Origin of the sequence: Prodigiosinella confusarubida (assembly GCF_002847015.1) — a bacterium.
GTDB lineage: Bacteria > Pseudomonadota > Gammaproteobacteria > Enterobacterales > Enterobacteriaceae > Prodigiosinella > Prodigiosinella aquatilis.
This window is the reverse complement of the sequence record NZ_CP025085.1, coordinates 1,185,144-1,205,797: the sequence shown is the minus strand read 5'-3', so window position 1 is coordinate 1,205,797 and position 20,654 is coordinate 1,185,144. Positions and strand designations below refer to the sequence as shown.

General features: G+C 49.2%; 18 protein-coding genes. 5 read left to right on the top strand and 13 right to left on the bottom strand.

Annotated elements, in window-relative coordinates:
• The first annotated feature begins 124 nt into the window (after positions 1-124).
• A complete protein-coding gene (pgi, locus tag CWC46_RS05615) occupies positions 125-1,777 on the top strand; it encodes a glucose-6-phosphate isomerase (protein ID WP_021017239.1) in 1,653 nt (550 codons plus the stop codon).
• Positions 1,778-2,023: 246 nt separating this feature from the next.
• A complete protein-coding gene (locus CWC46_RS05610; protein WP_021017240.1) occupies positions 2,024-2,365 on the top strand; it encodes a DUF4156 domain-containing protein in 342 nt (113 codons plus the stop codon).
• Positions 2,366-2,404: 39 nt separating this feature from the next.
• On the opposite strand, the gene epmB is transcribed toward CWC46_RS05610, so the two are convergent.
• Positions 2,405-3,454 (bottom strand): EF-P beta-lysylation protein EpmB, encoded by a 1,050-nt coding sequence (epmB, locus tag CWC46_RS05605; protein WP_021017241.1) that lies wholly within the window; start codon positions 3,452-3,454, stop codon positions 2,405-2,407.
• A gap of 35 nt (positions 3,455-3,489) precedes the next feature.
• On the opposite strand from epmB, the gene efp reads away from it, so the two are divergent.
• The gene (gene efp, locus CWC46_RS05600) at positions 3,490-4,056 is read left to right on the top strand and encodes an elongation factor P (RefSeq protein WP_021017242.1); all 567 of its coding nucleotides are present in this window, start codon (positions 3,490-3,492) and stop codon (positions 4,054-4,056) included.
• A 215-nt stretch (positions 4,057-4,271) separates the two neighbouring features.
• Here efp and fbp read toward each other — a convergent pair whose 3' ends face one another.
• On the bottom strand, positions 4,272-5,276 hold the full coding sequence (fbp, locus tag CWC46_RS05595) for a class 1 fructose-bisphosphatase (RefSeq protein ID WP_021017243.1): 1,005 nt from the start codon (positions 5,274-5,276) through the stop codon (positions 4,272-4,274).
• A gap of 173 nt (positions 5,277-5,449) precedes the next feature.
• Here fbp and mpl point away from each other — a divergent pair, with 173 nt between their 5' ends.
• Positions 5,450-6,832, top strand: coding sequence for a UDP-N-acetylmuramate:L-alanyl-gamma-D-glutamyl-meso-diaminopimelate ligase (gene mpl / locus CWC46_RS05590; RefSeq protein WP_021017244.1), 1,383 nt, complete (start codon positions 5,450-5,452; stop codon positions 6,830-6,832).
• Between the two features lie 115 nt (positions 6,833-6,947).
• Here mpl and CWC46_RS05585 read toward each other — a convergent pair whose 3' ends face one another.
• From CWC46_RS05585 to nnr, 11 genes are all read right to left on the bottom strand, one after another.
• Positions 6,948-8,246, bottom strand: coding sequence for an adenylosuccinate synthase (locus tag CWC46_RS05585; RefSeq protein ID WP_021017245.1), 1,299 nt, complete (start codon positions 8,244-8,246; stop codon positions 6,948-6,950).
• A 100-nt stretch (positions 8,247-8,346) separates the two neighbouring features.
• Positions 8,347-8,547, bottom strand: a complete 201-nt coding sequence (locus CWC46_RS05580; protein ID WP_021017246.1) for a DUF2065 domain-containing protein — start codon at positions 8,545-8,547, stop codon at positions 8,347-8,349.
• Between the two features lie 60 nt (positions 8,548-8,607).
• Positions 8,608-9,600, bottom strand: a complete 993-nt coding sequence (gene hflC, locus CWC46_RS05575; RefSeq protein WP_021017247.1) for a protease modulator HflC — start codon at positions 9,598-9,600, stop codon at positions 8,608-8,610.
• 1 nt (position 9,601) lies between these two features.
• Positions 9,602-10,861 (bottom strand): FtsH protease activity modulator HflK, encoded by a 1,260-nt coding sequence (gene hflK / locus CWC46_RS05570; protein ID WP_021017248.1) that lies wholly within the window; start codon positions 10,859-10,861, stop codon positions 9,602-9,604.
• 76 nt (positions 10,862-10,937) lie between these two features.
• The gene (hflX, locus tag CWC46_RS05565) at positions 10,938-12,218 is read right to left on the bottom strand and encodes a ribosome rescue GTPase HflX (RefSeq protein ID WP_021017249.1); all 1,281 of its coding nucleotides are present in this window, start codon (positions 12,216-12,218) and stop codon (positions 10,938-10,940) included.
• 92 nt (positions 12,219-12,310) lie between these two features.
• Positions 12,311-12,628, bottom strand: coding sequence for an RNA chaperone Hfq (hfq, locus tag CWC46_RS05560; protein WP_021017250.1), 318 nt, complete (start codon positions 12,626-12,628; stop codon positions 12,311-12,313).
• 111 nt (positions 12,629-12,739) lie between these two features.
• Positions 12,740-13,681 (bottom strand): tRNA (adenosine(37)-N6)-dimethylallyltransferase MiaA, encoded by a 942-nt coding sequence (gene miaA, locus CWC46_RS05555; protein WP_021017251.1) that lies wholly within the window; start codon positions 13,679-13,681, stop codon positions 12,740-12,742.
• Positions 13,674-15,569, bottom strand: coding sequence for a DNA mismatch repair endonuclease MutL (mutL, locus tag CWC46_RS05550; RefSeq protein WP_021017252.1), 1,896 nt, complete (start codon positions 15,567-15,569; stop codon positions 13,674-13,676). The genes miaA and mutL overlap by 8 nt, the downstream gene beginning before the upstream one ends.
• 23 nt (positions 15,570-15,592) lie before the next feature.
• On the bottom strand, positions 15,593-17,257 hold the full coding sequence (amiB, locus tag CWC46_RS05545) for an N-acetylmuramoyl-L-alanine amidase AmiB (protein ID WP_021017253.1): 1,665 nt from the start codon (positions 17,255-17,257) through the stop codon (positions 15,593-15,595).
• Positions 17,254-17,736: a tRNA (adenosine(37)-N6)-threonylcarbamoyltransferase complex ATPase subunit type 1 TsaE gene (tsaE, locus tag CWC46_RS05540; protein ID WP_021017254.1), complete on the bottom strand. Its 483-nt coding sequence runs from the start codon at positions 17,734-17,736 to the stop codon at positions 17,254-17,256. Before tsaE ends, amiB begins: the two co-directional genes overlap by 4 nt.
• Positions 17,733-19,262 (bottom strand): bifunctional ADP-dependent NAD(P)H-hydrate dehydratase/NAD(P)H-hydrate epimerase, encoded by a 1,530-nt coding sequence (nnr, locus tag CWC46_RS05535; protein ID WP_051391535.1) that lies wholly within the window; start codon positions 19,260-19,262, stop codon positions 17,733-17,735. The genes tsaE and nnr overlap by 4 nt, the downstream gene beginning before the upstream one ends.
• Here nnr and queG point away from each other — a divergent pair.
• Positions 19,261-20,400, top strand: coding sequence for a tRNA epoxyqueuosine(34) reductase QueG (gene queG, locus CWC46_RS05530; RefSeq protein WP_021017256.1), 1,140 nt, complete (start codon positions 19,261-19,263; stop codon positions 20,398-20,400). The genes nnr and queG overlap by 2 nt on opposite strands.
• Positions 20,401-20,654 lie beyond the last annotated feature (254 nt).

The following is a 20,654-nucleotide window of genomic DNA, read 5'->3' as shown; positions in this document are numbered from 1 at the left end:
GCCACTGTCAATCAACAATGAGTGAGGGAATTTCATTTAGCAAGAAAAGGGATCTAAAGTGCGGCTTTACGGGATACAATCGAGAAATTATTATCGATTCATTCTCAGAGATAAGAGCGTTGTTATGAAAAATATCAATCCCACTCAAACCGCCGCCTGGCAAGCATTACAGCAGCATTTCACCGTGATGAAGGATGTCAAGATCAGTGATCTTTTTGCCCAGGATGATACCCGCTTCTCCCGCTTTTCCGCTACATTTGACGACCTGATGTTGGTGGATTACGCCAAAAATCGCATTACGGAAGAAACGCTGGAAAAACTTCAGGCCCTGGCGCGTGAAACCGATCTGGCTGGCGCCATTAACTCTATGTTTTCCGGTGAAAAGATTAACCGAACTGAAGACCGTGCTGTACTGCATGTCGCATTGCGCAATCGTAGCAACACGCCAATTGTGGTGGATGGTAAAGATGTGATGCCGGAGGTAAATGCTGTACTGCAAAAAATGAAGTTGTTCAGCGAGCGAGTAATTGGCGGTGACTGGAAAGGCTACACCGGCAAGACCATTACCGACGTGGTGAATATTGGTATCGGCGGCTCCGATCTCGGGCCTTACATGGTGACAGAAGCGCTAAGACCCTATAAAAACCACCTGAATATGCATTTTGTTTCCAACGTGGACGGAACACATATTGCCGAAGCGCTGAAGCCACTAAACCCGGAAACAACGCTGTTCCTGGTCGCATCTAAAACCTTCACCACGCAGGAAACCATGACCAACGCCCATAGCGCCCGTGACTGGTTCCTGAAAACAGCATCAGATGAAAAACATGTGGCGAAGCATTTTGTGGCACTGTCCACCAACGCCAAAGCAGTAGGTGAGTTCGGTATTGATACCGACAATATGTTCGAATTCTGGGACTGGGTAGGTGGCCGCTACTCTCTGTGGTCGGCGATTGGTTTATCCATCGTACTGTCATTGGGTTTTGACAACTTCGAAAAATTGCTCAGTGGCGCCCATGCCATGGATAAGCATTTTTCCACCACGCCCGCAGAGAAAAACCTGCCGGTACTGCTAGCGCTGATCGGCATCTGGTACAACAATTTTTTTGGTGCGGAAACTGAAGCAATTCTACCGTACGATCAGTACATGCATCGCTTTGCGGCCTACTTCCAGCAGGGCAACATGGAATCCAACGGTAAATATGTTGACCGCAATGGCAACCCGGTAACTTACCAGACTGGCCCAATAATCTGGGGCGAGCCCGGCACCAACGGTCAGCATGCGTTCTATCAGCTGATTCATCAAGGCACTAAACTGGTTCCCTGTGACTTTATCGCGCCAGCCATCAGCCACAATCCGTTAAGTGATCACCACAACAAACTGTTGTCGAACTTCTTTGCCCAAACCGAGGCACTGGCGTTTGGTAAATCCCGTGACGTGGTGGAAGCAGAATTCGCCGCAGCTGGGAAATCGCCGAAGGAGGTTGAACATGTGGCACCATTCAAAGTGTTTGAAGGAAACCGCCCGACCAACTCCATTCTATTACGGGAAATGACACCGTATAGCCTGGGTGCGCTGATTGCGCTGTATGAACACAAGATCTTCACACAGGGTGTGATCCTGAATATCTTCACTTTCGACCAGTGGGGTGTGGAGTTAGGGAAGCAACTCGCCAATCGCATTTTGCCGGAATTACAGGATGGCAGCAGCGTCAGTAGCCACGACAGCTCCACCAATGGATTGATTAACCGCTTCAAACAGTGGCGTGGAAAATAAATCAGACCACAAGATGAAGCACTCCATAATGTGGATCGAGTGAACCCGTAGTCAAAATAAACAAAGTGAGGGGCGTCCTCAATGGGCGCCTCATCTTCATGGTTGCCACGGACATCCCATGTTTCTTATCTGGCATAAATTAGCGCAACCTACCTTTTTTTGTCGCTGAAACAGGCTATTATCAACGTTCATGGGAGTATTCTTATCCCGCGAATGACCGATTTATTGTTCATCATGGAGGGAAGCATGCGGACTCGTATACTGATTGGTTTGGCTGCCGCGACTCTGCTAGCAGGCTGTAGCACCACCAATGAGCTCAGTGCAGCAGGCCAGGCAGTGCAGTTTACTCAGACCAAACCGGGTAATGAGTGTCAGTTGCTGGGCAGCGTGACCGGTACACAGTCAAACTGGTTTTCCGGCGGTAATGAAGGCAGTTCCATGCGTGGAGCAGCCAACGATTTGCGTAACAAAGCGGCGGCAATGGGGGGGAACGTGATTTATGGCATTTCCACACCAAGCCAGAACTTCCTGTCCAGTTTTGCCCCGTTGGACAGCAAAATGCAGGGACAGGTTTACAAGTGCCGTTAACATGCTGAAGACAAACCGGCAAATGCTCGCCGGTTTGTCTTATTCTGCAACAATGTCACCCTGACGTTGCCGCATCCCCAAATCCAGTGGCGTTTTGCTCGCCTCTCCGCCGATTTCCCGTGCCAGACGCGGTACCAGATAACCAGAAACCTGTTTCATCAAACCTCGAACCAACGTTCGCGCTTCATCATCAGGCACCAGAAAATGTGCCGCCCCTTGCACTTTGTCCAGGACATGCAGGTAGTAAGGCAGGATACCAACATCAAACAGCGCATTACTTAACATCGTCAGCGTTGCAACCGAATCATTGACGCCACGCAGCAATACGCTTTGGTTCAGCAACGTGACGCCAGCCTGGCGCAACCGTGCCATACTTTGTGCTAAATCAGTATTGATCTCATTGGTATGGTTAATATGCGTCACTAGTACAATCTGCAAAGGTGACAAAGAGAAACGCTGACATAACGTTTCCGTAATGCGGGACGGAATCACCACAGGCAGGCGACTGTGGATACGCAAGCGTTTCAGGTGCGGAATGGTTTCCAGCTCGGTCATCAGCCAGTCCAGCTCATGGTCTTTGGCCATTAGCGGATCACCGCCGGAAAAGATGATTTCATCCAGCTCCGGATGTTGTTGGATATAGCTGATCGCTTGTCGCCAGTTGGCTTTGTTGCCTTGGTTATCCTGATACGGGAAATGGCGACGGAAGCAGTAGCGACAATTTACCGCACAACCGCCTTTGACCAACAACAAAGCGCGGTTGCGATATTTGTGCAACACCCCAGGGACAACGCTATGCTGTTCATCGAGCGGATCGAGACTGAAACCGGGCGCGGCAGCAAACTCTTCCTGCGCGGTCATCACCTGCAATAACAATGGATCCAGTGGATCGCCCGGTTGCATCCGGGCAACGAACGACCTCGGCACCCGTAATGGAAAAAGTTTGCGTGCATCACGCCCTTTGAGCAGTTCTGAGTGATGACTGAGCGCCAGAAGGTGCAATAATTCGTCCGGATCGGTGATAACGTCGGCGAGTTGTTGCAACCAATCTTCTCCAGATAAGGTATTTCGGGTTATAATGTGTGCCATTTTTTGGCTAAATTACCAGTATTAAGAGGACCAACATGGCGTCTTATAGTACCAATGAATTCCGTTCCGGTCTTAAAATCATGCAGGACGGTGAGCCGTGTGCGATCATTGAGAACGAATTTGTTAAGCCGGGCAAAGGCCAGGCATTCAACCGCGTAAAAATCCGTAAGCTTATTTCCGGCAAAGTGCTGGAAAAAACCTTCAAATCCGGCGATTCCGTGGAAGCGGCAGACGTTATGGATATGAATCTGACTTACCTGTATAACGACGGTGAGTTCTGGCACTTCATGAACAATGAAACATTCGAGCAGTTGGCTGCGGATGCCAAAGCCGTAGGCGATAGCTACAAGTGGCTGGTTGAACAGGCTGAGTGTGTGCTGACACTGTGGAACGGTCAGCCGATCGCAGTAACACCACCAAATTTTGTTGAACTGGAAATCACGGAAACAGATCCGGGCCTGAAAGGCGATACTGCGGGTACAGGAGGCAAACCAGCCACCTTAACTACTGGTGCGGTAGTTAAAGTTCCACTGTTCGTGCAGATCGGTGAAGTCATCAGGGTTGATACCCGTTCTGGTGAGTATGTCTCCCGCGTGAAGTAAGCCCGATTTTTCACTGCCGTCAGTGGCTTCTGGCGGTTCATGGCACAGGACGTTGTCGTCTGGCATGACCTCTTCATCAAATCTTTTTTGAAAGATGTTGCCAGTGGCAGTTCCTGCGGGGAACCAGATCAAGCGCCAAGGCCGCTCGGTTGAGAAAACGAGCGGCCTTGCTACATGATAATTCGTTAAGAATTACCCGCCGATATCACGACGGCTTACTCATCCGGAAAATCTAGCAGGAAGCGTTCAACATCATTCACCATGGACTCTGTACCCACAAAGAAGGGGGCACGCTGGTGCAATTTATTCGGAATGATATCCAAAATACGGTTCTTGCCATCGCTCGCCTTACCACCCGCTTGTTCAGCCAGGAAAGCCATCGGATTACATTCATATAGCAAACGCAGTTTGCCTTGAGGATAACTGGCCGTACTGGGATAAAGATAAATCCCCCCTTTCAGAAGGTTACGGTGAAAATCCGCCACCAGAGAACCGATATAACGTGAGGTATAGGGACGTTGTGTCGATTCATCCTGCTCCTGACAGTACTTGATGTATTTCTTAACACCCTGTGGGAATTTGATGTAGTTCCCTTCGTTGATAGAGTACATATTTCCTTTCTCAGGGAAACGCACTTTTTCATGAGAGAGGCAAAATACCCCGAGCGAAGGATCATAAGTAAAGGCATGGACACCATGGCCAGTGGTATACACCAGCATAGTAGACGACCCATAAACGATATAGCCTGCTGCAACCTGCTTATGACCGGGTTGCAGAAAGTCATCTTCCGTGACCGACTGACCCAACGGCGTGATACGACGGTAGATAGAAAAAATAGTTCCTACGGAGACGTTAACATCGATGTTGGATGACCCATCCAGTGGATCCATCAATACCACATATTTAGCTTTTTCAGCCCGCTCTCCTTCGAAGATTACAATTTCATCCTCTTCCTCAGAAGCAATACCTGCCACTTCACCACGTGCTTTCAACGCGGCTTTCAACTTTTCATTGGCAAACAGATCAAGTTTCATCTGTACTTCGCCCTGAACATTGGAAACCCCACTGGTACCGAGAATATCGACCAAGCCGGCTTTATTGATATCACGGTGGATGATTTTCGCACCCAGTTTGATGGCTGACAGCAGCGCGGTGAGTTCACCGGTGGCATGAGAGAAATCGTGCTGTTTTTCGACGATGAATTCGCCTAACGTTTTCATAACACTATTCCAGAATCTACGGATGAAAAGCGGTTCTAATTTTGTACCGCCAACGTTTGCGTTTGCAAGTGTAGCCCAAAGAGAAAGTGACTACCTAGTCAAATCCATTTCTTATGATGGATTCATGGCGTTAGAATAGAACAGCAGACTCACTGTATATAGATGGAAAATGTATGCGTATTCATATTTTAGGTATCTGTGGCACCTTTATGGGTGGGTTGGCGCTGTTGGCTCGCTCGTTGGGACATCAGGTGACGGGTTCAGATGCTAACGTCTATCCACCAATGAGTACCTTGCTTTCAGATCAAGGGATTAACGTCATTCAAGGATATGATCCGGCACAACTCGATCCTGCTCCGGATCTGGTGATCATTGGTAACGCCATGACACGCGGCAATCCTTGTGTTGAGGCCGTACTGGAACAAAGTATCCCTTATGTGTCCGGCCCACAGTGGCTGCACGACCATGTACTACGTAACCGCTGGGTTATTGCAGTAGCAGGAACACATGGTAAAACCACCACCGCAGGGATGGTGACCTGGATTCTGGAAAATTGCGGTTATAAACCAGGTTTTGTCATCGGCGGTGTACCAGGTAACTTTACTGTCTCTGCCCGACTGGGAGATAGCCCATTCATCGTCGTGGAAGCCGACGAATATGACTGCGCCTTTTTCGATAAACGTTCCAAATTTGTTCACTACAGTCCCCGCACACTGATTTTGAATAATCTGGAATTCGATCACGCAGACATTTTCGACGATCTAAAAGCTATCCAGAAACAATTCCATCATCTGGTACGTCTGGTTCCGGGCAAAGGTCGTATTATCCTGCCTTCCGGCGATTTACATCTCAAACAGGTTATGACGATGGGATGTTGGAGCGAACAAGAACTGGTGGGTGAAGATGGTACTTGGAACGCTAAAAAAGTGGCCGTTGACGCCAGCATATTTCAGGTATACCTGAACGGAGAAGTGGTCGGAGAAGTGCATTGGAATCTGGTGGGTGAACATAATATGCATAATGGCCTAATGGCCATTGCTGCCGCTCGTCATGTTGGTGTTCCTCCCGCAGAGGCCTGTCGGGCATTAAATGGGTTTATTAATGCTCGACGTCGTCTGGAGTTACGTGGCACTGAGCATAATGTCTCGGTTTACGATGATTTTGCCCATCACCCAACGGCTATTCTGGCGACACTGGCAGCGTTGCGTGGCAAAGTTGGCGGTACTGCTCGTATTCTGGCAGTGCTCGAACCGCGTTCCAACACCATGAAAATGGGGTTGTGCAAAAACGAGTTAGCTCCTTCTCTCGGCCGCGCAGATGAAGTTTTTATATTTCAGCCACAGCATATTCCATGGCAGGTTGCTGAAGTAGCTGAAGCATGTGTGCAACCGGCGCACTGGAGTGCGGATATTGACACACTGGTAGAGATGATTGTTAAAACGGCTCAACCGGGTGATCATATTCTGGTGATGAGTAATGGCGGTTTCAGTAATATTCACAATAAACTGCTGAATGCCCTTAAAGAAAAAAAACAAACCTCATCCACTGATGCCTGAGATCAAATTGCTTCCGGCATGTATATCGCAACGGACCCCCCAGCCTAGCTGGGGGGTCTTCTATAGGCAATAAAAAAGGACGGACTATCCGTCCTTTTTTAACATTTGACAACCATTACGCGTCAAACGGATCGCGCAGGATCATGGTTTCTTCACGTTCAGGTCCCGTAGAGATAATATCTACCGGAACACCGGTGACTTCTTCGACCCGCTTGATGTAGTTCAGTGCCGCCTGTGGCAGTTTGCTATGATCTGTCATACCAAAAGTACTTTCAGACCAGCCCGGCATAGTTTCATAGATTGGCTCAATACCATCCCAGCCTTCAGCAGCCAGCGGAGTTACATCCACTTCACGGCCATCAGGCATCCGATAGCCTACACAGATCTTCACTTCTTTAAGACCATCAAGTACATCCAACTTGGTCATGCAGAAACCGGACAATGAATTAATCTGTACAGCACGGCGAACTGCTACCGCATCCAGCCAACCGGTACGACGACGGCGTCCTGTTGTGGCACCGAATTCGTTACCTTTCTGAGAAAGATATTCACCAACATCGTCAAACAGTTCCGTCGGGAAAGGGCCCGCCCCAACACGTGTGGAGTATGCTTTAACAATTCCCAGTACGTAGTCCACATAACGCGGCCCCAGGCCAGAACCAGTGGCCACGCCACCCGCGGTGGTATTAGAGGAGGTTACATATGGATAGGTACCGTGATCGATATCCAACAATGTTCCTTGCGCCCCTTCGAACATAATCAAATCGCCACGTCGACGGGCTTTATCCAATAAGTCAGAAACATCGACCACCAAAGAAGTCAGGATATCGGCGATCGCCAATACTTCATCCAGTGTTTTCTGATAATCCACCGGCTCAACTTTATAGTAGTTAACCAACTGGAAGTTATGATATTCAATGATTTCTTTCAGCTTGGCTGCAAAGCTCTGCTTATTAAACAAATCACCTACGCGCAGACCGCGACGGGCAACTTTATCTTCATAGGCAGGCCCAATACCACGCCCGGTGGTGCCAATGGCTTTGTCCCCACGTGCTTTTTCGCGTGCGTTATCCAGCGCGACATGATACGGGAGAATTAACGGACAGGCTTCAGAAAGCAGCAGACGTTCTCGTACCGGTATGCCACGCGCTTCAAGTTCCGTCATTTCCTTCATGAACGCATCAGGCGCCAACACCACACCGTTACCGATGATGCTGATGACATTTTCACGAAGAATACCCGAGGGAATTAAATGAAGAACGGTTTTTTCACCGTTGAGAACCAGAGTATGGCCAGCATTGTGACCACCTTGGTAGCGCACAACATATTTAGCCCGTTCAGTCAGCAGGTCCACGACCTTGCCTTTACCTTCGTCACCCCATTGGGTGCCCAGTACGACGACGTTCTTACCCATCTCAAAAATCACCAGGTTGCTTAAAAAAGGATTCTAACATCTCATCTTTCTGCTTTCAGTACTTTTAGCACACGTTTGCGCACATTTTTTAGCAACAGTTTTAGCCACCCAAACGGCTACTCAACATATAGTAGATCACACAACCGGCAACCACTATACCTCCACCAAAACGGCGTAAAATATTGTCCGGCAACTGCACCATAGACAGAATCATCCGACGCCAAATACGCGGAAACAACAACGGTCCAAGCCCTTCAACAACCAGGACCAGGCTCAGCGCCAACCAGATAGTGGCATTCATAAAAAACTCCAGACAGAAAAAAGCCCGTAAATACGGGCTTTTTTGAACTAAAAAACAGTATTAATGGGCAGAGACCGTTTTCTCTGGTGATTTCATGTAGCGGAAGAAATCACTGTCTGGACTCAACACCAACACATTCTGACTATTATTGTCAAAACTATGTTCATAAGCTCTCAGGCTACGAATGAACGCATAAAAATCAGGATCTTTACTGAATGCCGCAGCAAATAACCTGGCTGTTTCAGCATCCCCTTCACCGCGAAGGATGCGTCCTTGGCGTTCCGCTTCTGCCAATGTACGGGTAACTTGATAATCCGCAGCTGCTTTTAGTTTCTCTGCCTGTTCTTTCCCTTGTGAACGATATCGACGGGCGACGGCTTCACGCTCTGCACGCATACGTTTATAAATGGCATCAGAAACTTCTGTCGGCAGATTGATCTGCTTAATCCGCACATCAATAACTTTAATACCCAGCGCTGCCATACTGTTCGGGTTGACGTGCGGCACACCCGTCGTTTCACGGGCGACACGTGCCGCAGCGGAAGCAATGGCATTATCCGCTTCAGTGGTTTCTCCAGTACCGGTATTCAATGCGTTACGCACATCGGACATCAGTTGACCACGGGAATCCGTTACGATCCCGCTAACATCAAGACGACCGATTTCAGAACGCAGACGGTCGCTGAATTTACGTTTCAACAGCACTTCTGCCTGGGATGTATCACCGCCACCCGTTGCCAGGTAATACCGGCTGAAGTCGCTGATTCGCCATTTGATGTAGGAATCAATAATCAAATCCTTTTGTTCCTTGGTAATAAAGCGATCAGCCTGGTTTTCCATCGTCTGAATACGGGCATCCAGCATTTTCACTGATTCAAGGAATGGGATCTTTACGTGCAGGCCTGGCATATAAACAAGCGGTTTATTTTCATCATCACGAAGAACCTTGCCAAAGCGCATCACTATACCGCGCTGACCTTCCTGGACGATAAACAGCGAAGAATAGACCACCACCAGCACAAGGAGCAGAATAAATAGTACAGGCTTACGCATATTATTCTCTCCCTACACGAGTGATATCATTACGCTGAGCATCCGCTTTGCGTTGATCCATGATGTTGCTACTGCTACCACTGGAATCCGATGTACTGTGATTCACTCCTGAACTGGATACCTTCAGTGGAGCAACCTTACTGCCAGTAATACTATCAGAGGTCGTATTAGCACTGTTCTGATCACCCAATAGACGATCCAGCGGCAGTACCATCAGGTTATTGCCTTTATCATCAATCAGTACCTTGCGATTATGGCTCAACACTCGCTCCATAGTTTCAATATAAAGGCGTTCACGAGTAATCTTCGGGGCGGCTTTATATTCCGGTAACAGGCTTGCAAAGCGGGAGACTTCCCCTTGAGCTTCCAGTACTACTCGGGTTTTATAAGCACGAGACTCTTCCAGAATACGCTGAGCCTGACCATTAGCCCGCGGTTGCACTTCGTTGGCATAAGCCTCTGCTTCACGAATATATTGCTGTTCGTTCTCACGGGCAGCGATAGCATCGTCAAAAGCCGCCTTAACCTCTTCTGGCGGACGCGCCGTCTGGAAGTTAACGTCGAGCAACGTAATCCCCATATCATAAGGACGAATAGTTTCTTCTATCACTCGCTGGGTATCCGTACGCACAATGGTACGTCCTTCAGTGAGGATCTTGTCCATGGTGTATTTACCGATAACACCACGCAGTGCGCTGTCAGTCGCCTGACGCAGGCTATCATCAGCATTCGTCACACTAAAAAGATACCGTTCAGGCTGAGTAACCCGGTACTGTACGTTCATTTCCACACGGACAACGTTTTCATCCGAGGTCAGCATGATGCCAGAAGTAGCCAGTTCACGGACAGACTCCACGTTAACCGCCCGTACGGCGTCAATGAACGTCGGCTTCCAATTCAACCCCGGACCGACTATATGGCTAAATTTACCGAATCGGGTAACAACACCACGCTCCGCCTCTTTGATGGTGTAAAAACCACTGACAGCCCAGACCACCACCGCAGCGACCACAATCAGACCGACAACACGTCCGCCCAATAATGATGAACCGCCACTATTCCCAGTGTTTCCTGAACCCGAGTTTTTTTTGCCTCCCAATTCACTAAGCTTTTTGCTTAATTTACGGAAGATATCATCAAGATCGGGTGGTCCCTGATCTCGACCACCTTTATTATCTCCGCCAGAGTTGCCGCTATTATTATTGCTGCTCCCCCACGGGTCGCGGTCCTGTCCGTTATTACCGGGCTGATTCCACGCCATGTTTTAGCTCCATTAATTATGATAGGTATTCTTAGGGGTTAATTGTCCCAGAAGTCCATCAGATTATATTCACAATTCAGACAATATAATCTTTCAATTCCTGCTCTTGCTTACAGAGGCGCCGCCAGTCAACGATAGGCATACGAACTGTCAAGCCCACGCTTCCGTCCTCTTCAATCCATTCTTTTTCTATTGCCTGAAGCTGATAAAAACGGCTTCTCAAGCGTCCAGCCTGAGGGGGAAGATGTAATGAGTAATGGACAATCTCCCCAGAAAGCCGCTCAGTTAATGCCCGAAACAATAATGAGATGCCAACGCCAGTCTGGGCAGAAAGCCAAACTCTGACTGGCACGTTATCTTCATTACGATCAATACGCGGCTCAAAGCCTTCCAGCATATCGATTTTGTTCATAACCTGTAGCATAGGAATGTCATCCGCTTCAATCTCTGCCAGCACGATTTCTACCGCTTCAATATTCTCGTCCATGCGAGGATCAGCGGCGTCCACTACGTGTAACAATAACGAAGCCTGACGTGTTTCCTGCAATGTTGCTTTAAATGCAGCAACCAGATCATGCGGTAACTGCCGGATAAAACCCACGGTATCTGCCAGCACAGTATCACCTACGTCCTCCACCTCTATGCGGCGCAGTGTAGGATCCAGTGTGGCAAACAACTGATCGGCCGCGTATACCCCAGCCGATGTCATCTGGTTAAATAAGGTCGATTTTCCGGCATTGGTATAGCCCACCAGAGAAACCGTGGGGACATCTGCACGGACGCGCGCCCGACGTCCCTGTTCACGCTGTTTCTCTACCCGAGTCAAACGGGATAAAATCAGGCTGATACGATTACGAAGTAAACGTCGGTCAGTCTCAAGTTGAGTCTCACCGGGACCTCGCAGCCCAATACCGCCCTTCTGACGCTCAAGATGAGTCCAACCACGTACCAGACGGGTGGCAAGATGGCGTAACTGCGCCAACTCAACCTGCAATTTCCCCTCATGGGTGCGCGCTCGTTGAGCAAAAATATCAAGAATCAACCCGATTCGGTCAACCACCCGACATTCACATAAACGTTCCAGGTTGCGTTCTTGAGCCGGTGTTAAGGCGTGATCAAACAACACAACAAAAGCATTAGTAGCTTTAACAGCCTGGGCAATTTCTTCCGCTTTACCCTCACCCACAAAATATTTGGGATGCGGTGCTTTACGACTGCCGGTAATAACCTGCAACGACTCAATACCAGCAGAAGAAACCAGAGATTCGAACTCCAGTAAATCTTCCGTATCTTTCTCTTGTGAAAAGTAAATATGAACTAATATCGCCTGTTCACCGGCTTCATAACGGTCAAACAACCGAGCAACCTCTCAAACAAACGAACACGGTCATGGCAGGGAAAACGGATAACATCATCCATTCCTCTGCCATGGTAAACCGGTAATGAGCCTTATTCAGCGTCATCGCTATCCTGTTGCGGCTGTTGCTGACCAGCAGGATTACTACCATGATAGTTGTTAGTACCAGGATTACTACTAGTACCTGGGGTATTACTATGGTGCGACACCGGACGGGATGGGACCACCGTGGAAATGGCGTGCTTATACACCATCTGGCTAACCGTATTTTTCAACAAAATGACAAACTGGTCAAAAGACTCAATCTGACCTTGCAACTTGATACCATTCACCAAATAGATCGAAACCGGAACACGTTCGCGACGCAATGCGTTCAAGAACGGATCTTGTAAAGATTGCCCCTTAGCCATTCTATATTTTCCTTATTTGCTTGTTGTTTGTAACAAAGAACCCTATGGCCCTAAAATAACGGTATAAAATTTTTGTGCTGAGAATCAGCCAATTGTACACAATCACCCAACCTATGCACTAACAACCTGTATTACCTTATCTATCGCTTCCCGAGGCTTGTCGCTGTCTAACCAGCAAACGTCGTCCCAACCACGTAACCAGGTCATCTGGCGCTTGGCCAATTGCCGGGTAGCACAAATACCGCGATAAACCATTTCATCGTAACCAATTTCGCCAGATAAATATGACCACATCTGGCGATAACCGACACAGCGGATAGAAGGCAAATCGGTGTGCAGATCAGTTCGGTCAAATAATGCCCTGGCCTCCGTTTCAAAACCCATCTGTAACATCTGCTGAAAACGTAGCGCAATCCGCTGATGAAGCAATTCGCGCGTAGCAGGAGCAATAGCAAACTGATACACACGATAAGGCAACGCTTCACCAGATATTTTTGTCAGCTCGGTTAAAGTGTTACCTGAAACGAAAAAAACTTCCAGTGCCCGCGACAGTCTCTGTGGATCATTTGGATGAATCCGAGCTGCCGCAACTGGATCTATCTCACATAACTGGCGATGCAGCGCTTCCCATCCCTCTTTTTGTGCCCTTTCTTCTATTTGCCGACGCACCAGGGGATCGGCCGATGGTAAAGGAGAGAGTCCTTCGAGCAACGCCTTAAAATACAGCATAGTTCCTCCCACCAGCAGAGGAATACGACCAGCGGCACTGATTTCTGCCATCGCCTGTAGCGCATCACGGCGAAAATCAGCGGCAGAATAGGATTCAGCCGGGTCACGGATATCGATCAGGCGATGCGGCACTTGGGATAGCTCGTCCGCACCGGGCTTTGCTGTACCGATATCCATGCCACGATACACCAGAGCAGAATCGACGCTGATCAACTCAACCGGAAGATGCTGATATAACGCCATCGCCAGCGCTGTTTTTCCGGACGCTGTCGGCCCCATGATAAAAATGGCCGGCGGATACGGTTCCTTTTCAAATTCAGTCATGCTTCAAGGCCTTGATGGCAGCGTCAATATCCATCACACCTAAAAATTCAGGTGGCGGATTTCTCACCCACTGTGGGCACAGACGCTCCACTTCCGTTAACAACTGTATTGCCTGGGCATGTGTCCAGTTTTCATGCTCACTGAGCAACTGATGTGCCATCCACACAGCGATCTGTTCAGACTCTGCCATGGGATAATCGGCCAGATAACCTAACAGGTAAGAAATCAAGTTTTGTAAATTTTGTTGTCTTAATGGTAAAGGTACTGCTCGCAGTGTAGCTCGCTGTTGTTCAATCGCGACATCAATACCAAATTGCGTCAGTAGTGCCTGATGCTGCGACAGCACACTCAACTCCTTTTTATCCAGCGTCAAGCGCTGTGGGATCAGCAGTGGCTGCGGACGCAACCCTTCTGTTGTGGGAGTAAGCTGAGCCTGTTTCAGATGGCGCTCTGCAACAGTGAGTGACAATATCGCTAGCCCTTGCTGGTACTCCACCAACGCATAGCATGGCGGATAAACGGTTAATACCCTTCCTAATCCCTGGTCGTTGCTTGCCAATGGAGCCGTACTCATCACCTGAGATACCGCCGGTGACGGAGGCTTCAGCACCGTTTCTACTGGTGAAGAGCCGGGCGTACCTGATAATGGCTGTTTCGGCTGTAGCAATTTCTGGTACAGCTCTCCTTGTTTTTTCTGATAACCCGAGCCGCTGAGATAAGGCGCAGGCTGACGTTCACGAGCCGTTGTGCTGGCAGGTTCGGAAACCGCTTTTTCCACCGATGAAGAAATCGTCCGGGCAAAATGATTTCCTCCCGATGCAGTACGGTTTTCCTGCTGCCATACCGGCGTAGGTTCAACGCCTGGCTCAGTGATGGGCAATATCGGTGCCGCCGACTGCTGCAATACCGTCATCACCGCCTGATAAATAAAATCATGTACCAGCCGAGCCTGATGAAAACGGACTTCATGTTTGGCAGGATGCACATTGACATCCACCTGATGGGGATCCACTTCCAGATAAAGAACATAAGCGGGTTGCTGCTCATCTTTGAGCTGATCCTGATATGCCTGACGGATTGCATGATTAATCAGACGATCGCGCATCATACGCTGATTGACATAGCAGTATTGCATTTCCGGCAGTTGTCGCGCGCCGGCAGGATCCGCCACCCAACCATGAATTTTCAGGTCGCCATGTTGCCAGGAAACCGCCAGTGCATGTTGCAGAAAAGCCGCACCACAGATATTACCTAGTCGACGCTCATACTGCGAGGCATCACTGACAGCCCGATATTGGCGGATCAGTTTACCATTATGATTCAGATTGATCGCAATATCGAACCGGGCTAACGCAATACGCCGAACGACCTCATCAATATGAGTAAATTCGGTTTTTTCTGCGCGCATAAACTTACGACGGGCAGGTGTATTATAAAACAGATCCAGGACTTCCAGTGTCGTCCCTACCGGATGGGCAGCCGGTTTTACCGTAACATCCATATCGCGGCCTTCCGCATAGGCCTGCCATGCTTCATTCTGCTGCACGGTGCGTGAGGTCAGCGTCAAACGCGACACTGAGCTGATACTGGCCAAAGCCTCGCCGCGAAATCCCAAACTGATAATCGCTTCCAGATCGTCAAGAGTCGCAATTTTACTGGTCGCATGGCGAGCCAGTGCCAATGTCAGGTCCTCTTTGCTGATACCCGAACCGTTATCTCGGATACGGATCAACTTGGATCCTCCCCGTTCAATGTCAATATCAATGCGTGTGGCACCCGCATCCAGACTATTCTCGACCAGTTCTTTCACCACAGACGCAGGTCGCTCCACTACCTCTCCGGCGGCGATCTGATTAGCCAATTGTGGTGGCAGAACCTGAATCGGCATGAACTTACCTCTTTTCGTTTACGTCAGACGGAAGGAATAATTAGCGTCTGGCCCAGTAATACCCGGTTTGATGCCATATCATTAGCCTGCTGAATTTCTTTCATGCTGACACCATAACGGGTGGCGATAGAACTCAGGCTATCCCCTCTTTCTACTTTGTGTTTTACCACAGTTGCCACTTTTTTGGTGGCAGACTTCACATTGGCGACACGGTTGTCAGCCACCGGGATTGTTAATCGCTGCCCAACCCAGACCACATCTTTCTTCAGGTGATTGGTATCACGTATCGCCGCCATACTGACACCATAACGAACAGCAATTCCGGATAACGTTTCCCCCCGTGACACCGTATGACGCACTGTATTACGGCTGGGGTATCTGCCGGACGTCGCAGAAACGGAAGACTTCACTGTCGGCAGTATGGATGGTCGTTTTTCCGGCTTTGGAGCCGATTGTAATGGATGTGCCAGGAAATAACTGCGCAGCCCCCGATAGATGGCATTAGCGATTTTTTCCTGATAGGCATCGCTACCCAATAATCGTTCTTCAGCCGCATTGGAAATAAAACCGGTTTCCACCAGAAGTGAAGGGATATCCGGCGATCGTAATACACCGAGACTCGCGTATTCCGGACGTTGTTTATGCAAACGGCCAATACGGTGCAATTCACGCAATACTTTGACGGCAACGTCATAACCAACACGCTGTGAATGACCAAACTGCAAATCCAGTACTGCCTGACTCAGATAGGGATCGGCTCTACTGTTTGCCAATAGATCGCCGGCACCGCCCAATAGCTCAGACTGTTTTTCATGCTGTTCGAGCCAGTTGGCCATCTCGCTGTTAGCTCGTCGGTTTGACAATACCCAGACCGAGGCACCGGTAGCATTATGGTTTGGCGCCGCATCCGCATGGATAGACACCAACAAGTTGGCCCCTTGCTTACGGGCTACTTCGGAACGCCCCATCACAGAAATAAAGTAGTCGCCATCACGAGTCAGTACCGGTTTAAACATCGGGTCCCTCTCCATGATAGCCTTTAGTTTTCGGGCAATCGCTATGGTGACGTTTTTTTCATGCAAGCCGTCGGGCCCCGTCGCACCTGGATCCTGACCACCATGCCCGGCATCAATCGCAATCACAATTTTTTCATCGCCCACACGACGGGCAGGAACCCGGGCCGACGTCGTGTTCCTGTCCGCCGTCGTCGTCGGTTTAGCATTGAATGGAACACGTCTGCGATCAGTTTGGGGTTCACTACGCGATATCGAGGTTATTGGATTATTGACAACCGCTTTTCTCTCGCCAGTCACGGTGAAAACCACGGTATAGTCTGAACCGGTTTTTTGCGTAACCGCTCGCGTTTTAGCCCGACCAGTCAATTCAAGCACCAGCCGGAGACTTTGCGCATCCTTCGCCTTGCTACTACGAATACGGGAAATCATGTTCTGGCCACTGAATTTCAACGGCAACCCTTGAATAAGGCCAGACTGGCGTACATCAATCACTACCCGGTCCGGATTGTGCAACGAGAAAAAAGCATAAATAGGCTGTCCACTGAACCTGAGGCTCACCGTTGCCTGCCCAGAGGCATTATTGACCTTGATATCCGAAAGGTTAGCCGCCCATAACGGGTTGGCAAACATCAATGACACGCAGAATAAGACTTTAATCAACCGGTTTATCATGACGTTTTCAACCTCAATAATCCGGCCAGACATACCAGTAATTTTTCTCCCACTGACGACAGCGCGATAACCTCTGCCTGCCGTCCCGTACCCTGATAATGCAAATGCAGTTCAATATCGGCCGGCGGTAATATCCCGACGCCCTGCTGCGGCCATTCAATCAGACAGATAGCATCTTGTGACAGATAATCACGGATTCCCATAAACTCCAGTTCTTCAGGGTCGGCTAACCGATAAAGATCAAAGTGATAAACCGGACGAGGTGACAATTCATAAGGCTCAACCAACGTATAAGTTGGACTTTTTACGTTTCCCTTATGACCAAGCGCCTGTAGAAAACCACGACTCAACGTGGTTTTCCCCGCCCCCAGGTCACCCAAAAGATAAATAATACCAGCACAGTCAAACGCCTTGGCCAGTGCGGCACCTAGTGCGATGGTTGCTGCCTCGTTCGGCAGAGGTAACAAGAGTTTCTTCATTCTGTCTTTTCTAAGGATATCCACTCAGGATTTACATATTGCGACAACACTGGCATCAAATCGGTTGCCAACATCCCCCGCGTGCCCCGTTGCTTCGCCAACTTATCTGCTGCTGCACCATGAACAACACACCCCGCGCAGGCAGCATCATACAATGCCAGTTTTTGTGCCAGAAACGCCCCGATAATACCGGAAAGCACATCACCCATACCGCCACTTGCCATACCAGGATTACCGACATCGGCTATCGCCAACCCCTCTTGCTCATTAGCGATCACTGTCCCGGCACCTTTCAGCACGACAACACCGCCATAACGTTTCACCAGTTTCCGGGCAGCTAGTAAGCGGTCACTCTCAATATCTGATACGCGACAGTTTAATAACCGGGCCGCCTCACCAGGATGAGGGGTCAGAATGCGATTCTGACGTTTATGCGGATTGATTGCCAGCAGGTTGAGAGCATCAGCATCCCATAACATGGATTTGTTACAATTTTCCGCTATTCGCAGTGCATTTTTTCCCCAATCCCGCTGCCCCAACCCCGGGCCGATCACAACAACATCCGCCCACTCCATTCCCTGACGCAGAGTTACCGCAGTAAGCTCTTGTACCATCAACTCGGGACGAAAGGCCACCAACGCTGCAACATACTGCTTGTTAGTAAGCACTCGCACCAATCCGGCGCCACTGCGTAATGCGGCCTCGCCAGCCATAAAAACAGCGCCGCCAGTTCCCTCGTCACCGCCAACAATCAGCAACCTACCGTGCTCGCCCTTATGGGCTACAGGTCGACGTGGTTTTAACCAGCGCATCAGCGATGCCGCAGTAAGACGCTGAATTGGGGCCACTTGCCGCGTTACCCATTCGGAAAGCCCTAGATCATCAAGATGAAGATGACCAACGCAGTCACGGGCTGCCCCGGTAAGTAATCCCGGTTTCAGGACAATAAAAGTCACCGTGTGGTCAGCCTGAATCACTGCTCCTTCATGATGACCGGTTTCAGCGTTTAATCCTGAAGGAATATCTAATGCCATTACAGGCGCCGGACAATGGTTTACTCGCTCAATCAGCTCGTCATAAGGCATTTTGGGTGCCGATAAAAGCCCCGTACCTAACAAACCATCAACAATAATATCAATATGCTCCGGCCACAGTGCTTCAGTATCCAGCTCCGTACCCCCCTGTTCCAGCCAGGCCTGCCGGGCTTGTGTCGCTTCTGCGGGTAAAGGCCGGGTTCCTGGGATGGCAATAACCGAGACCTGCATTCCAGCCTGTCGAGCCAGACTGGCGACAATATAACCATCACCACCATTATTGCCATGTCCTGCCAGCACCAGCCAGTGGCGAGCGTTTGGGTAATACCGTCGGATGAGATTGAAGGCCGCATCACCGGCACGTTGCATCAGGGTATACAACGAAACCCCCGACATCTCTGCTGCTTCAGCTTCCTCATCACGGATCCAGTCGGCCCTGAATACAGAATATGGTAAAGTGGAAGAGACTTGATTCTTTCTATGGCCCATCATGACATACCCCTACGATCTCAATGAATTAGCACAACTTATCAAGCAATGGGGTCAATCGCTGGGTTTCCAGCAGGTGGGAATTTGTGATACCGACCTTTCTCACGAAGAACCCCGGTTGCAGGCATGGCTGGATAAGCAATATCACGGCGAAATGGCATGGATGGCCCGACATGGTATGTTGCGAACCCGCCCACACGAACTGTTGCCCGGGACATTGCGCGTTATAAGTGTACGCATGAATTATCTTCCTGCTAAGGCGGCTTTTGCTAATACCCTAAAAAATCCTCACCTGGGTTATGTCAGTCGTTACGCATTGGGCCGCGATTATCACAAATTGCTGCGCCAGCGTTTGAAAAAGCTGGGAGACATGATTCAGGCCTACTGTGGAAAGTTGCAGTTCCGCCCCTTCGTTGATTCTGCGCCGATTATGGAAAGGCCGTTAGCCGCCAAAGCCGGACTAGGCTGGGTTGGCAAACACTCACTGATACTTAATCGTTCTGCGGGATCTTGGTTTTTTCTGGGGGAGCTGCTCATTGATTTACCCCTTCCATTGGATAATCCGGTTAAGGAAGCGTGTGGAAAGTGCGTCGCCTGCATGACAATCTGCCCAACAGGGGCGATTGTCGAGCCTTATACCGTTGATGCGCGACGCTGCATTTCCTACCTGACTATCGAACTGGAAGGCGTTATCCCGGAAGCCCTACGGCCCTTGATAGGTAACCGTATCTATGGATGTGATGACTGTCAGTTAATTTGCCCGTGGAACCGTTTCTCGCAACTGACGGATGAAGTGGATTTCAGTCCACGTGCCGCTTTACACGCGCCAGAGCTGTTAGATCTATTTGGCTGGGATGAAGACAAATTTCTACGGATCACCGAAGGTTCATCTATTCGCCGCATTGGCCATTTACGCTGGTTACGCAATATTGCAGTCGCCCTGGGTAATGCACCTTATGAAGATCATATCGTACTGGCCTTGCGATCCCGACTTGGGGAAAACAACGTGCTGGATGAACATATCCAATGGGCCATTGCTCAGCAACTGTCCCGCCGGGAACAGTCAGCACTTGACATCTTGCCAGCCCAGAAAAAACGGCTTATTCGAGCTATTGAGAAAGGATTACCCAGAGACGGCTGACATGATATTTGGTGAAAAAAATTTGTCATTGAAGCTTTATATCATCTGTGGATAATTATAAAAAATCGTTGTCAATCAATCGTAACAAAAAGTACAAGTGATCTTGATAACGTTTTTTATTATAAATTTATCTTTTTATTTCAGATATATAAATAAAAAAATTTTTTTAGATGACAAACTGACAGATATAAACTAAAGCACATCATCTGTGGATAAGTCTGTTCAAAAGAATTATTTTTTTCAAAAAAAGAGGG